This window comes from Aeromicrobium sp. PE09-221 (assembly GCF_002174305.1).
Lineage (GTDB): Bacteria > Actinomycetota > Actinomycetes > Propionibacteriales > Nocardioidaceae > Aeromicrobium.
Window position 1 is genome coordinate 229,413 of sequence record NZ_MIJB01000009.1, and the last position, 12,267, is coordinate 241,679.

Annotated in this window: 12 protein-coding genes; 7 read left to right on the plus strand and 5 right to left on the minus strand. The window is 67.9% G+C overall.

The features are described from left to right. Nucleotides 1-107: 107 nt before the first annotated feature. Both BHE97_RS19710 and BHE97_RS05650 read right to left on the minus strand, forming a co-directional pair. Complete coding sequence (locus BHE97_RS19710; RefSeq protein WP_140399984.1) at nucleotides 108-980, minus strand: hypothetical protein; 873 nt, start codon at nucleotides 978-980, stop codon at nucleotides 108-110. Between the two features lie 169 nt (nucleotides 981-1,149). Continuing rightward, nucleotides 1,150-1,872 (minus strand): hypothetical protein, encoded by a 723-nt coding sequence (locus BHE97_RS05650; protein ID WP_087623033.1) that lies wholly within the window; start codon nucleotides 1,870-1,872, stop codon nucleotides 1,150-1,152. A gap of 72 nt (nucleotides 1,873-1,944) precedes the next feature. On the opposite strand from BHE97_RS05650, the gene BHE97_RS05655 reads away from it, so the two are divergent. The 5 genes from BHE97_RS05655 (at nucleotide 1,945) to BHE97_RS05675 (ending at nucleotide 7,580) form a co-directional block, all read left to right on the plus strand. Next, nucleotides 1,945-2,952 (plus strand): FhaA domain-containing protein, encoded by a 1,008-nt coding sequence (locus BHE97_RS05655; protein WP_087623034.1) that lies wholly within the window; start codon nucleotides 1,945-1,947, stop codon nucleotides 2,950-2,952. Continuing rightward, nucleotides 2,936-4,576: a serine/threonine-protein kinase gene (locus BHE97_RS05660; protein ID WP_087623035.1), complete on the plus strand. Its 1,641-nt coding sequence runs from the start codon at nucleotides 2,936-2,938 to the stop codon at nucleotides 4,574-4,576. Before BHE97_RS05655 ends, BHE97_RS05660 begins: the two co-directional genes overlap by 17 nt. Nucleotides 4,577-4,648: 72 nt before the next feature. Next, nucleotides 4,649-5,851, plus strand: a complete 1,203-nt coding sequence (locus BHE97_RS05665) for a cysteine desulfurase family protein (protein ID WP_087623036.1) — start codon at nucleotides 4,649-4,651, stop codon at nucleotides 5,849-5,851. After that, nucleotides 5,848-6,951, plus strand: a complete 1,104-nt coding sequence (gene mnmA, locus BHE97_RS05670; protein WP_087623037.1) for a tRNA 2-thiouridine(34) synthase MnmA — start codon at nucleotides 5,848-5,850, stop codon at nucleotides 6,949-6,951. Before BHE97_RS05665 ends, mnmA begins: the two co-directional genes overlap by 4 nt. Beyond that, nucleotides 6,948-7,580: a hypothetical protein gene (locus BHE97_RS05675; protein ID WP_087623038.1), complete on the plus strand. Its 633-nt coding sequence runs from the start codon at nucleotides 6,948-6,950 to the stop codon at nucleotides 7,578-7,580. The genes mnmA and BHE97_RS05675 overlap by 4 nt, the downstream gene beginning before the upstream one ends. Before the next feature lie 5 nt (nucleotides 7,581-7,585). Here BHE97_RS05675 and BHE97_RS05680 read toward each other — a convergent pair whose 3' ends face one another. Next, nucleotides 7,586-8,113: a GNAT family N-acetyltransferase gene (locus BHE97_RS05680; RefSeq protein ID WP_201791323.1), complete on the minus strand. Its 528-nt coding sequence runs from the start codon at nucleotides 8,111-8,113 to the stop codon at nucleotides 7,586-7,588. 41 nt (nucleotides 8,114-8,154) lie between these two features. Here BHE97_RS05680 and BHE97_RS05685 point away from each other — a divergent pair, with 41 nt between their 5' ends. Together BHE97_RS05685 and ligA are read left to right on the plus strand one after the other, a co-directional pair. Next, a complete protein-coding gene (locus tag BHE97_RS05685; RefSeq protein ID WP_087623039.1) occupies nucleotides 8,155-9,087 on the plus strand; it encodes a methionine synthase in 933 nt (310 codons plus the stop codon). A gap of 55 nt (nucleotides 9,088-9,142) precedes the next feature. After that, nucleotides 9,143-11,554: an NAD-dependent DNA ligase LigA gene (gene ligA, locus BHE97_RS05690; protein WP_087623040.1), complete on the plus strand. Its 2,412-nt coding sequence runs from the start codon at nucleotides 9,143-9,145 to the stop codon at nucleotides 11,552-11,554. A gap of 5 nt (nucleotides 11,555-11,559) precedes the next feature. Here ligA and BHE97_RS05695 read toward each other — a convergent pair whose 3' ends face one another. Together BHE97_RS05695 and BHE97_RS05700 are read right to left on the minus strand one after the other, a co-directional pair. Continuing rightward, nucleotides 11,560-11,988, minus strand: coding sequence for a type II toxin-antitoxin system VapC family toxin (locus BHE97_RS05695; protein WP_087623041.1), 429 nt, complete (start codon nucleotides 11,986-11,988; stop codon nucleotides 11,560-11,562). Beyond that, the gene (locus BHE97_RS05700) at nucleotides 11,985-12,242 is read right to left on the minus strand and encodes a hypothetical protein (RefSeq protein ID WP_087623042.1); all 258 of its coding nucleotides are present in this window, start codon (nucleotides 12,240-12,242) and stop codon (nucleotides 11,985-11,987) included. Before BHE97_RS05700 ends, BHE97_RS05695 begins: the two co-directional genes overlap by 4 nt. Between the last annotated feature and the right edge of the window lie 25 nt (nucleotides 12,243-12,267).

Genomic DNA, 12,267 nt, shown 5'->3' on the forward strand with positions numbered 1-12,267 from the left:
TGTCGGATGCGGTCAGGATCGTTCTCGAGCCTGACCGCATCCGACATCACGAAGACAGCTCTGAGTGACTGATTGAAAGATATCACCGGATGAGTGATATTTGGTGATCAGCTACAAAGATCATCTTCAGGAACTGCTTCCGCATTGCCGATCATTTCTTCCGAGAGCTCACTAGCCGCCCAGGCGGTAATGTCGTTCGCGTCAGAATGCTTCGCGAGCACTCCGGTCAGCTCGCCGAGAACCCCCTCGAGACTGGTCCGGATCTTAACCACCCCGGCTCCAGGGCTGTCGACTAAACCGAGCGCCTCCCGCGCGAGGCTGCAACGAGTGAAGAAGTACCTAACGGCTCCGGATCCCAGCTCCTCTATCTTGCCTGTGGTCTTCACGTCCTCAAGCTCACCGGAGTCAGCCAGGGTATACATTGCGATGCGGCCATCCGGCTCGGTTTCTGGATCGAAATTGGGAAGATCGCCCAGAGCTTCGAAGTTCAGCTGTATGAGCGGGCTGGACGAGCCCAGCGTGGTGTCGGGGTCGGTCTCTCGTAATTCGGTCTTTAGCAGCGAACAGTCGGAGACGGAGGTTCTAGAAATTTCTGCTGAGTGAGTAGCAGTAGGGGGCGGAACATTAGTAATATGTGCGTTTGGAGAGACTGGTATTGTCACAGATGTCCAGTCCGAGATAGGACGAGTGAACCCGCCGCTCTCGCAATCGAGGGCTATCCACCTATACTCCAGAGAAGCAGTGCCCGTGATGGGGTGTCCGTCAATCCCGTAACTTGGAGTGTTCGTAAAATATACGGTAGCAGTGAAAGATTCGACGCTATCGTCTACATATAAGATCTCTGGTGGCCTATTTCGAAAAAGTCCATGAGCCTCAACGCCTCCGACTGCGCCACCGAAAATGTAACTTCCCGAACTTAGTACAATTCTGGGAGGTGAATCGTCTACTGAGGCTCCGGCGGCTGATGTTGGCAGCGTCAAGATCGAAAAAGCAGTAGCCGAAATGATGACTTTGCGTAAACCTGGCATTTCTCCCCCGTGATTTTGTAAAACGTTATATTAACTGTGATTCTTGATGATTGCAAGCTATTCGTTCTGAGTCCTTTGGCGATCGGTGGACTCGGTTGAGCCGCCGAGTCGAAACGAAACGTCAGCGCAGGCGCCGCCGCACCTCATCGAGGACGTGCGGCGGGAACTCCGAGGTACGCCGGCAGCGCTCGACGAGAAAGGCGATCTTGTTGAGGCGCGTGCCTGGCAGTTCGGCGCCGCGCGCCTCGACGGCCGGCCGCAGGACATTGCGATCGAAGGACCCCACACTCGGCTCGGCGATGCCGCGCCAGGCCGCGAAGGCTGCCTTCAGCTCGCCGTGCGGCACCACGCCGTGCTCGGGGGAGAGCGCCACGGCGAGCGCGGCCACCAGCCACGAGTCGTCGTGCTCCAAGGAACTCAGCGCCAGCTGGACCGTTCCTGAGCCGGATTCGGGTGAGGAGGAGGCACGGAATCGGGTCGCGATCGTGAGCTCCAACTCCGGCACGCGGAAGCTCACCCGGGTGCCGCTGGCGGTGAGCGTGATCCGCTGTCTCGGCTCCGGAGTGATCGCGACCCCGCTCGGCGTGCTCACCTCGACGATTGCCCCGTTGGCCCGCTGCCGCCGGTAGAGCACCGGTTCCCCCTCGGTGGATGTCAGCACGAGCGCCGGGTCGCTGACATAGGGCAGCCGGACGAGGACGTACAGCGAGCCCGCGATCTCCTCGACGACCATCGGCTGCTGCTCTGGCAGCTCCATCCGGCGAGCCAGCACGAGCTTGCCACCGGCACCGAGCTCGGCGGTGCCGGCGTACCCATCGGCCGTCGACCACTCGATGCTCAGCACCGGTCTCTCCTCTCGTGGAACGCGTTCCGCCGCGGTTCGACGCGGGCGGGTCTCAGCGTCAATGATGCCGTCATGAGCTCGACCATCGCCTCCCTCACCATGAATCTGCTGATCCTGGCGGTATTCGCCGGAGTCGTCGTCCTCGGGCTGAGAGTCGCGCAGAGCGTGTTCAAGACCGATACCAAGCGCGCCGCGGCCACGGAGCTGGCGGCGAAGCTCGTCGCCTATCCGACCGGGTCGTCCGGCGTGCTGCGGCGCAGGTTCGTGCGTGCCCTCACCGGCCAGCACCTCATCATGCCGAGCGGTGAACGGCTCGCCTTCGCCGAGCTCACCGTGCGGATCGCCCCGGAGGACCTGGAACGGCTCGATCCCGATGGCGACGTGGAACGGCTCGGCGCGGACGGCGCCAAGCTGTACGCCGCCCACGCACGTCGGTCCGGATGGGGTGTGCCCGCGGACGTCACCGTACACGTCGAGATCGATCCCGGGCTGCGGTCGGGATGGATACCGCCGGCGCGTGCCATCGCGCGGGCGGGGGCCTTCGAACCGGTCGAGACCGGCTCGGTGGAGATCCCTCGGGCCGATCGCCGCAAGCCGCTCGGCTGGGAGGTCGTCACCGACGATCCGGAGCCCGCCACGGCCGAGCCGATACCGCTGCGACCGGTCCCCTCGGGACCGGAGCTCGATCCGGCCGCGACGGCCCTGTTCTCGGCCTTCGACGCGGACGACGAGGCCCTGACCGTGAACGTTGCACCCACCCTGCGGTTGCGGCACGGCGAACATGTCGTGGAGGTCCCACGCGAGGGTACCGCCGTGCTGGGCCGGGTGGGGCGCAGCGTCGTGCGTTTCACCGAGCCCGAGGTCTCCGGTCGCCACGCCGCGGTCCGGCTCCGGGCCGGGCGGTGGGAGGTCGCCGATCTCGGCAGCACCAATGGCACGACCCTCGACGGCGAGCCGATCGAAAGCGAGCGGTGGACGCCGCTGCGCAGCGGAGCGGTCCTCGCGCTGGCGGGCGTGCCCCTGGATGTGACGATCGATGTCACCGGCACGGTGAACCTCGCCGATGTCACGAGTCGTTAGCGCGGTGCGCGACAATGGGAGGGCACGGCTGACGGTCGTGCCCGAGACCGCGCAGGCGACGAGGGGAGGCGATGAAGTGTCCGAGGCCCGCCCCCTGCGCACCACGACCCCCGTCGATCCGGCCGCCGGTCGATTCGAGCTGATCTCGCGGATCGGTGCCGGCAACCACGGCGTGGTGTTCCGCGCGCGTGACCGCCAGCTCGGCCGCGAGGTCGCCATCAAGCGCTTCTCGCACTTCCTCACCGATGATCCTCGGGCGATGCGCCGCATCACCCGGGAGGTGGAGGCCCTGGCGCGGGTATCGCATCCCAATGTGGTCACGGTCCACGACCTGGTCCACCTCCCCGATGGCGACGGCGAGATCACGCCCCACCTCGTCATGGAGCTCGCCGAGGGTACGTCGCTGCGCGACATCCTCGCCGCCTACGGCCCGAGCACGAGATCGGTGCTCGTGGTCCGCGGCGTGTTACAGGGTCTCGCGGCCTGCCATGCGGCCGGCATCCTGCACCTGGACATCAAACCCGCCAATGTCCTGGTGACCGAGCAGGGCGGGGTCAAGATTGTGGACTTCGGCATCGCACGAGCGGCCTCAGACGCCACCGCCACTATCGCCGGCACGCCGCATTACATGGCGCCGGAGCAGGCCGAGGGCCGGGTCGACGAGCGCAGCGACGTCTACTCAGTCGGTTGTCTGCTGTACGAGTGTCTCACCGGGCGGCCGCCCTTCGAGGGCACGATGGCAGCGCAGCTGATGGCACACCGTCACCAGCCGCGTCCCGATCCGCGGCGTTTCGAGCCGGGGCTCTCGCCTGGACTCTCCGCCGTCGTCATGCGAGCGATGGCGACCGAACCGGATCATCGTTTCGGGTCGGTGACCGAGATGCTGGACGCACTCGTTGACGAGACAGTGCCCGGGGCGGTCGCCGCTGCCCCGGGCGCCCCAGTGACCCGCAATGCGCCGCCGAACGACATCGGCGAACCGGTTCAACCCCAGTTGCCCTGCGCCGGTCCCGCGACGGTCACGTCGTGGAGTCGGATGACGACCTTCGGAGCGGGTCTGTTGGCCAGCGCGGGTGTCATCGCCGCCGTCCCCACCGTGGCCGCGATGGTGGGCGGGCTCGCGCCGGCCGAGTACCGGCCCGAGAGCATGACGAGCGCGGCACCCGTGTGGTGGATGGCCGCGGTCACCATCGCCCTAGTCTCACTCCTTCTGCGCCGCCGCGAGTTCTTCGGTCGCCTCGCGGGCCCAGAGCTCGGCAGCGAGCGGCCCGCGGCCGTCCTCGGCCCGTCATCCCGGTCCGGAGTGCGGATGGCGTTGACCGCGAGCCTGCGCGGGGCATCGATATTCCTCTTCGGCTGGTATGTGCTGGGGGTATCGGCCCTCGCCGACACCCTGCAGGCGGGTTGGCTCTCGGATCCGTTCTCCTCACCCTGGTCGATCGGCTGGGTGCTGATGCCGATGCTCGCCGCCGTCCTGCTGGTGCGGTCGATCACCCGCCTGCGACCGAGATTCGGCGCGATCCTGATGTCCTTCCTGTGCCTCTGCGGGGCGGCGGTGGCGGCGCTGATCTTCCTGGCCGCTCCGGGAGTCGTCGACGCGACCCTCTGGGACGGTCTTCCCTGACCCAGACCGCCAGCCGATGATCCGGGCCGTGATCGTCGGGGCCGCTTCGGTGGCGAGTACCCTGGACTGGTCATGTCCGCAGCTCCCTCACGCGCCTACTTCGATCACGCCGCGACGACCCCCATGCACCCCGAGGCCCTCGCGGTGATGACGCGCGAGCTCGCCCGGGTCGGCAATGCCTCGTCCCTGCACGCCTCGGGACGTGCTGCTCGCCGCGTCGTGGAGGAATCACGGGAGCGGATCGCCGAACGCCTCGGCGCCAGACCCTCGGAGGTCGTCTTCACCTCGGGCGGCACCGAGGCGAACAACCTGGCGATCAAGGGCCTCTACTGGGCCCGACGAACCGACCAGCGCCGCCGAGTGCTGTTCAGCTCGATCGAGCACCACGCCCTCCTCGACCCGGTGACGTGGCTCGCCGCGCACGAGGGGGCACGGATCGAGGTCACCCCCGTCGATCGTGAAGGACGGCTGCGCGTCGACGCCCTCAAGACGGCGATCGAGAGCGCACCGGACGACATCACGGCCGTCACCACGATGTGGGCCAATAACGAGATGGGCACGATCCAGCCGATCAGCGAGGTCGTCGAGCTCGCGGCCCAGCACGACATTCCGGTGCACTCCGATGCCGTGCAGGCCGCCGGCTACGTCCCGCTCGACTTCGAGGCGAGCGGACTGGACGCGATGACGGTGACCGCGCACAAACTCGGCGGCCCGGTCGGCGTCGGTGCCCTGCTGATGAAGCGCGAGCTGACGCCGACGCCGCTGCTGCATGGGGGTGGCCAGGAGCGCGACGTGCGATCCGGCACCATCGGCGTCGCCCTCCTCGCCGCCTTCGCCACTGCCCTCGATCTCACCGTCGAGCATCAGGCCGAGCAGGCCGCGCGCATCGAGAGACTGCGTGAGCGGATCGTCGAAGGCATCACCCGGCTCGTGCCTGATGCCGTGGTCAACGGCGACCCGCTCGCAGGCGATGATCACCGCTTGCCCAATATCGTCCACGTCACCTTCCCCGGCTGCGAAGGGGACGCACTGCTCATGCTGCTCGACGCCCACGGCGTCGAGGTCTCGACCGGCTCGGCGTGCGCGGCGGGAGTGCCGCAGCCGAGCCACGTCCTGCTCGCGATGGGTTTCGACGAGGCCGCGGCACGCGGCTCCCTCCGGTTCAGCCTCGGCCACACCAGCACCGATGCCGATGTCGACCGGCTGCTCGAGGTGCTGCCGGGGGCACACGAGCGGGCGCGCGCCGCACGGTTGGTCAGGGGCGGTGCACGATGAGGGTCATCGCCGCGATGTCCGGCGGCGTCGACTCCGCGGTCGCAGCCGCACGTGCCGTAGAAGCGGGTCACGATGTCACGGGCGTCCATCTCGCGCTCAGCCGCAACCCGCGCTCCTACCGATCCGGGGCACGCGGGTGCTGCTCGATCGAGGACGCCGGCGACGCGCGCCGTGCCGCCGATGCCATCGGCATCCCCTTCTACACCTGGGACATGAGCGACGAGTTCGCCGACGAGGTCGTCGAGGACTTCATCGCCGAGTACACCGCCGGCCGCACACCCAATCCCTGCCTGCGCTGCAATGAGAAGATCAAGTTCGCCGCGGTGCTCGACCGGGCGATGGCGCTCGGCTTCGACGCGGTCGCCACCGGACACTACGCGCAGCTGCGCACCGCTGCCGACGGCACGATCGAGATGCACCGCGCGGTCGATCACGGCAAGGACCAGTCGTATGTGCTCGGCGTCCTGACGCAGGACCAGCTGCGGCACTCGCTATTCCCGCTCGGCGGCGACACCAAGGACATGGTGCGCGTCGAGGCAGAGCGTCGCGGCCTGCAGGTCGCCCACAAGCCCGACAGCCACGACATCTGCTTCATCGCCGATGGAGACAATGCCGGTTGGCTGAGCGAGAAACTCGGTCCCAAGCCGGGGGCGATCGTCGACGAGTCGGGTGCGGTGCTCCGCGAACACGAGGGCGCCTACCAGTTCACGATCGGCCAGCGTCGGGGTCTCAAGCTCGGCATGCCGGCCGACGACGGCAAGCCGCGGTTCGTGCTCGATATCGAGCCCGTGAGTGGCACGGTCACTGTGGGCCCCCGCGAGCATCTGCTCGTGGACGGACTCGAATGCCTCAAGCCGTTGTGGTGTGGCACCGCGCCGACGGAGGAGCTGGAGTGCACGGTGCAGTTGCGCGCCCACGGCGCGGAGCACCGCGCTCGCGTCAAGGTCGGTGACGACGGTGGCTCCATCGTCGTCGCGCTGATCGATCCGGCCGAGGGCATCGCGCCGGGGCAGGCGTGCGTGATCTACGACGGCAGTCGGGTGGTCGGGTCCGGAACCATCGCCCGGACCTCTCGCGCGGCGACGGAGATCTCCGCGTGACCGAGCTGCGGGTGCCGCCTGAAGAGGCACGGCGTGTCGTGCGCCTGAACACGATCTACATCGCCGCTATGGGGCCGCTGTTCCTCCTGCCCTTGGTCCCATCGGCCCTGCTGCTGCCCGGTGGCTCGATCGCAACGGTCCTAGCCGTCATCATCGTTCTCTACGCCTCGGCGATCTTCGCCACCCGCTGGCTCGCCTTCCGTTTCGTGAGGCGCAGCGGCGTGTCCTTCGGTGGGGGCAGCTATCGGGTCGGCAGGCTCGTCGGGGCCGACCGCGTCTATCGCGCGGATGAGCTGAGCCTGGCTGTGCTCGCCGAGCGATTCAGCCTGGGCGGGATGCGACCGTCCCCTCACCTGATCGTCGCGGGACAGAAAGGTCCCGTGCTCCTTCTGGCAAGTCAGATGTTCACGGTCGACCAGCTCGAGGAGCTCGCCGCCGACCTCTGGCGGAACGGGGTCGCCGTCGAGCGGGCTCGTCAGCCGCTCACGGCGGCAGCGCTGCGGCGACGGGACCCGCGGCTCATCTCCTGGTGGCGAGCCCATCCGGTGGTGTTCGCCCTGCTGCTCATCGCGGCGGCGCTCTTCATCCTGTTCTTCGCGCTCTTCGTGATCATCCTCGGCTTCATCTGAGCACGTCAGGGCAACGGTCGTTCGAGGACGAGGTCGTCCTCGACCCGCGCACCGACCGTGAAACGTCGCGTCCCGACCGTCTCGAAGCCGTGCTTGGCGTAGAACCGCTGCGCGCGGGTGTTGAGACCGTTGACCCCCAGCCAGATACTCGCCGCCCCGTGCTCGCGGGCCGATGAGGCGATGTGGTCCAGGAGTTGCGCCGAGATCCCCGACCCATGGAACTCCGGAGCCGTGTAGCACTTGCTGAGCTCGACGGTCGGTCGGTGCCGCACGAGGTCGGAGATCGCGGCATCGTCGGGGTCACCGGACACGAGCAGGACGTATCCCGCCAGCTCACCGTCCTGGTCGGCGACGAGGACGGTCCGTGACGGATCGGCGAGGTAGTGCCCGAAACGGTCGGCGGTGAGGTGCTCGGCGATGAAAGCGGCGATGTCATCCGGCGGCAGGTGCGGGGGGCAGGCGAGCGGGAAGGTCCGCGCTGCCAGATCGGCGAGGCGGTCGAGGTCAGCCGGTACGGCGGTCCGGATCGTCACGTGCCGAGCGTAGCCAGTGACCGATCGGGGAGAATGGGCGCATGCGTGCCACGGGAGTCGGGTCGATGCCGGGAGAGGACTATCGCGAGGCCATCAAGGTGGTCACCGGGGTGCTCGACGATCTCGTCTTCGTCCCCGAGTTGCCCGACCGGGGAGCGCCGGCCGGCATGATCGGCCGGACGCTCGGACTCGTCACGGAACTGGCGGTCGATCTGCAACCCGCCGGGTGGAGGCTGTCCTCCGGTGGTGGTGTCGACCATCGCCGGGCTGCCTCGCTGATGGGCCACGATCTCGACCTCCTCGAGGAGGAGCTGCAGGAACACGAGGGCACGCTCAAACAGCAGGTCACCGGGCCGCTCACCCTGGCCGCGGCCGTCGCGCTGCCACGCGGTGAGCGAGTGCTAGCGGACCACGGGGCCCGACGTGATCTGGCCGGTGCTCTCGCCGCCGGCATAGGCGAGCACCTGACCGCGTTGCGGCGCCGGTTCCCCCGCCACGAGCTCGTCGTGCAGATCGACGAGCCCGGGATCTCCTCGGTCCTGCGAGGCGCGGTGCCGACGACGAGCGGATTCGGCAGATATCGGACCGTCCACCCGCCGGAGGCCGATGTTCTGCTGCGCGGTCTCGTCCAGGCCATCGAGGACGCGGGTGGCCGATCGGTGGTCCACTGCTGCGCGGACGATGTCCCTGTGGCGCTGCTCGCCGGGACCGGGATCACGGCCATCGGCTTCGATCTCGCCCTCGCCCAGGTGGACGATAGGTGGGCCGAGACCTTCGAATCGGGTGTGGACCTGTGGCCCGGAGGGCTCGACCCGAAAGCCCTCGAGGGATTCATGCGCCGCCTCGGCTACGAACCCTCCTCGTACACCGACCGCATGGTGGTGACACCCTCGTGCGGCCTCGCCGGGCAGACCCCGGGCGAGGCCCGTCGTTCCCTCGAATGCGCCCAGGCGATCGCCACCAGCCTCTCCTGACTCCCCCTGGGCGTCTGCTCAGGTGAGTGTCGGGAGGCGGCGCTACTGTCGTGCCATGGCAGCCGACGCATCGGACCTTCCCGACCTCAGCCTGGACGACGCCCGCGACGAAGTGCGTGCCCTCGCCGAACGCATCGACGAGGCGCGCGATGCCTACTACGCCCGCGACACCTCCCTCGTCGACGACGCCACCTTCGACGGCTGGATGCGCCGCCTCGAGGAGATCGAGCGCCTGCACCCCGAGCTGCAGGGCCAGGACTCGCCCACGCAACGGGTCGGTGCCCCCGCCGACTCCGTGCTCACACCCATCGAACATGCCGAGCGCATGCTCAGCCTCGACAATGTCTTCACCACCGACGAGTTGCGCGACTGGTGCGTCAAGGCCCAGCAGGCCGCGGGTCGCGCGGTGGCCTGGCTGACCGAGGTCAAGATCGACGGACTGGCCGTCTCGCTGCGCTATGAGCACGGTGTGCTCACGTCCGCGGCCACGCGCGGCGACGGCCGCATCGGAGAGGACGTCACGGTCAATGCCCTGCGCGTCGAGGGCATCCCCGAACGCCTCAAGGGCCACGGGCATCCCCCGATCGTCGAGGTGCGCGGTGAGGTCTTCATCAAGGTCGCCGCCTTCGAGCGTCTCAACGCCTTGCAGGCCGAGCTGCGCGAACGCGCCTACGCCGAGTCGCGCGAGCGATGGGAGGCGCGTCCGGCCGCGAGCCGCAGGCCCTTCGACGAGGAGCGCGTCCGCACCAGTGCTGCCCGTCGGTTCCCCGCCTTCGCCAATCCCCGCAATGCCGCCAGCGGCGGACTGCGTCAGCAGCTCGACAAGAAGAGCGGACTGGAGCATGAGGCTGGTCTCGAGCGCATCGCCGCGCTCTCGCTCTACGTGCACGGCATCGGCGCCTGGGAGAACCCGCCCGTCGCCGCCCAGAGCGAGGTCTACACCCTCCTGGCGGAATGGGGTCTGCCGGTGAGCCCGCACTCGCGCGTCTACACCTCCATCGACGAGGTCCTGGCTCGCGTCGAGGAGCTGGGGGAGAACCGGCACTCGATCGAGCACGAGATCGACGGACTCGTCGTCAAGATCGACGAACTCGCCCTGCATCCGGAGCTGGGGGAGACGAGCCGCGCTCCGCGCTGGGCGATCGCCTACAAGTACCCTCCCGAGGAGGTGCAGACCCGGTTGCTCGACATCGTCGTATCGGTCGGTCGCACCGGACGGGCGACCCCCTTCGCGGTCATGGAGCCGGTGCGCGTCGCCGGCAGCGTGGTGCGCCAGGCCACCTTGCACAACCAGGAGGTCGTCAAGGCCAAGGGTGTGCTGATCGGCGACATGGTCGTGCTGCGCAAGGCCGGTGATGTGATCCCCGAGGTGCTCGGACCGGTGGTCGAACGCCGCGACGGCAGCGAACACGCCTTCGAGATGCCGACGGACTGTCCGGAGTGCGGCACCGCCCTTCGTCCGATGAAGGAGGGCGATATCGACCTGCGATGTCCCAACGCCCGGTCCTGTCCCGCGCAGGTGCGCGGGCGCGTCGAACACGTCGGATCCCGGGGCGCCCTCGACATCGAGGCGCTCGGTGAGGTCACCGCCGCCGCGCTCACCCAGCCGTCGGTGCCCGCAGAGCCGCCCCTCGTGACGGAGGCGGCGCTGTTCGAGCTCACGATGGACCAGCTGGTTCCCATCGAGGTGGTCGTCCGCGACGCGGAGACCGGTGAGCCGCGAGTCGACCAACGCACCGGCCAGCCAGTGCGGCGTGCTCCCTTTCAGCGCGTCGAGCTGACCTATCCGCCCGGCTACGAGGACGCTTCGGCCGCCGAGCGCCGCAAGGCGGGGGTGCGCAAGGACTATCGTCAGGTGCTGCCGTCGGCGCAGGCCGAGAAGCTGCTCGACGAGCTCGAGAAGGCCAAGTCCAAGGACTTCTGGCGCCAGCTGGTCGCCTTGAGCATCCGCCACGTCGGTCCGGTGGCGGCCCGTGCGCTGGCGCAGCACTTCGGCTCGATCGAGGCGATTCGCGAGGCGACGAGGGAGGACCTCGCGGCCGTCGACGGCGTGGGGGGCACCATCGCCGATGCTGTCATCGACTGGTTCGAGGTCGACTGGCATCGCGAGATCGTCGAGCGCTGGAAGGCCGCCGGTGTCCAGTTCGCCATCCCCGGGCATGCCGGTCCCGGTGCGGTGGCTGAGGGCGGGGGAGTGCTCGACGGCATCACCGTGGTCGCGACCGGCTCACTGGAGGGATTCAGTCGCGACGGTGCCAAGGAGGCGATCATCGCCGCGGGTGGCAAGGCGGCTTCCAGCGTGAGCAAGAAGACCGACTTCGTGGCCGCCGGCCCGGGGGCGGGATCCAAACTGGCTAAGGCTGAGGAGCTAGGTCTCCGGATCATCGATGCCGAGCAGTTCAAGATCCTCGTCACCGAAGGTCCCGACGCCCTCGCCCCACTCGAGCCCGAGGGCACGGATGACTGAAGCGTCTACCGCGGGGTTTCCCAGCGCACGGCAGCAAAGCGGGAGAAATCGTTGTCGAAGGTCGCGACGACTGCTCCGTACTGGAGGGCTAGGGCTGCCAGATGAGCATCGTTGACGAGATTGCCGCCATGGCCCCCGGCTGAGTCGAGCATCTCGCGTAGACGTTGCGAGTGTCGTGCATCGGGCTCGGGTGTAAGCGCGTTGGGGGCGGACAGCCAGCCATCGACGATCTCGAGAGCCTGCGAAGGGGAGAGTGGCCGGTCGAACACACGCGCGTGGGTCGTGAGCCTGATGAAGGCGAGCAAGCTCGGCCAGGGGAGCAAGACGGTCTCGTTCCCCGACAGCGTATCGTCGAGCCAGCGCTTGGCCGCGCTGTGACGAGGTGCGTTCCGGTCGACTGCATAGAGCAGAACGTTGGCGTCAACGAGTTTCACTTGCCGATGTCTCGCTTGCTCAGCAACGCCTCATCCTCGAGTTCTCCGGCCAAGGCTAGGGCGTGGTCGAGTGGCAGGAGCGCCTCGCCCAGATCAAAGGTAGGGGTCTCGAAGCGCACTCGCCTTTCGCGAGGAGCGAGACCGTCGACGATGGCTGCATTCACGGCATCTTTGAAGGAAAGACCACGCTCGCGCATGACACGGCGCACCAGGCTGTCGGCCTCGGGCGTCAGGGTGATCGTGGTACGTGTCATGGTCACATCATAACATCATGGATGA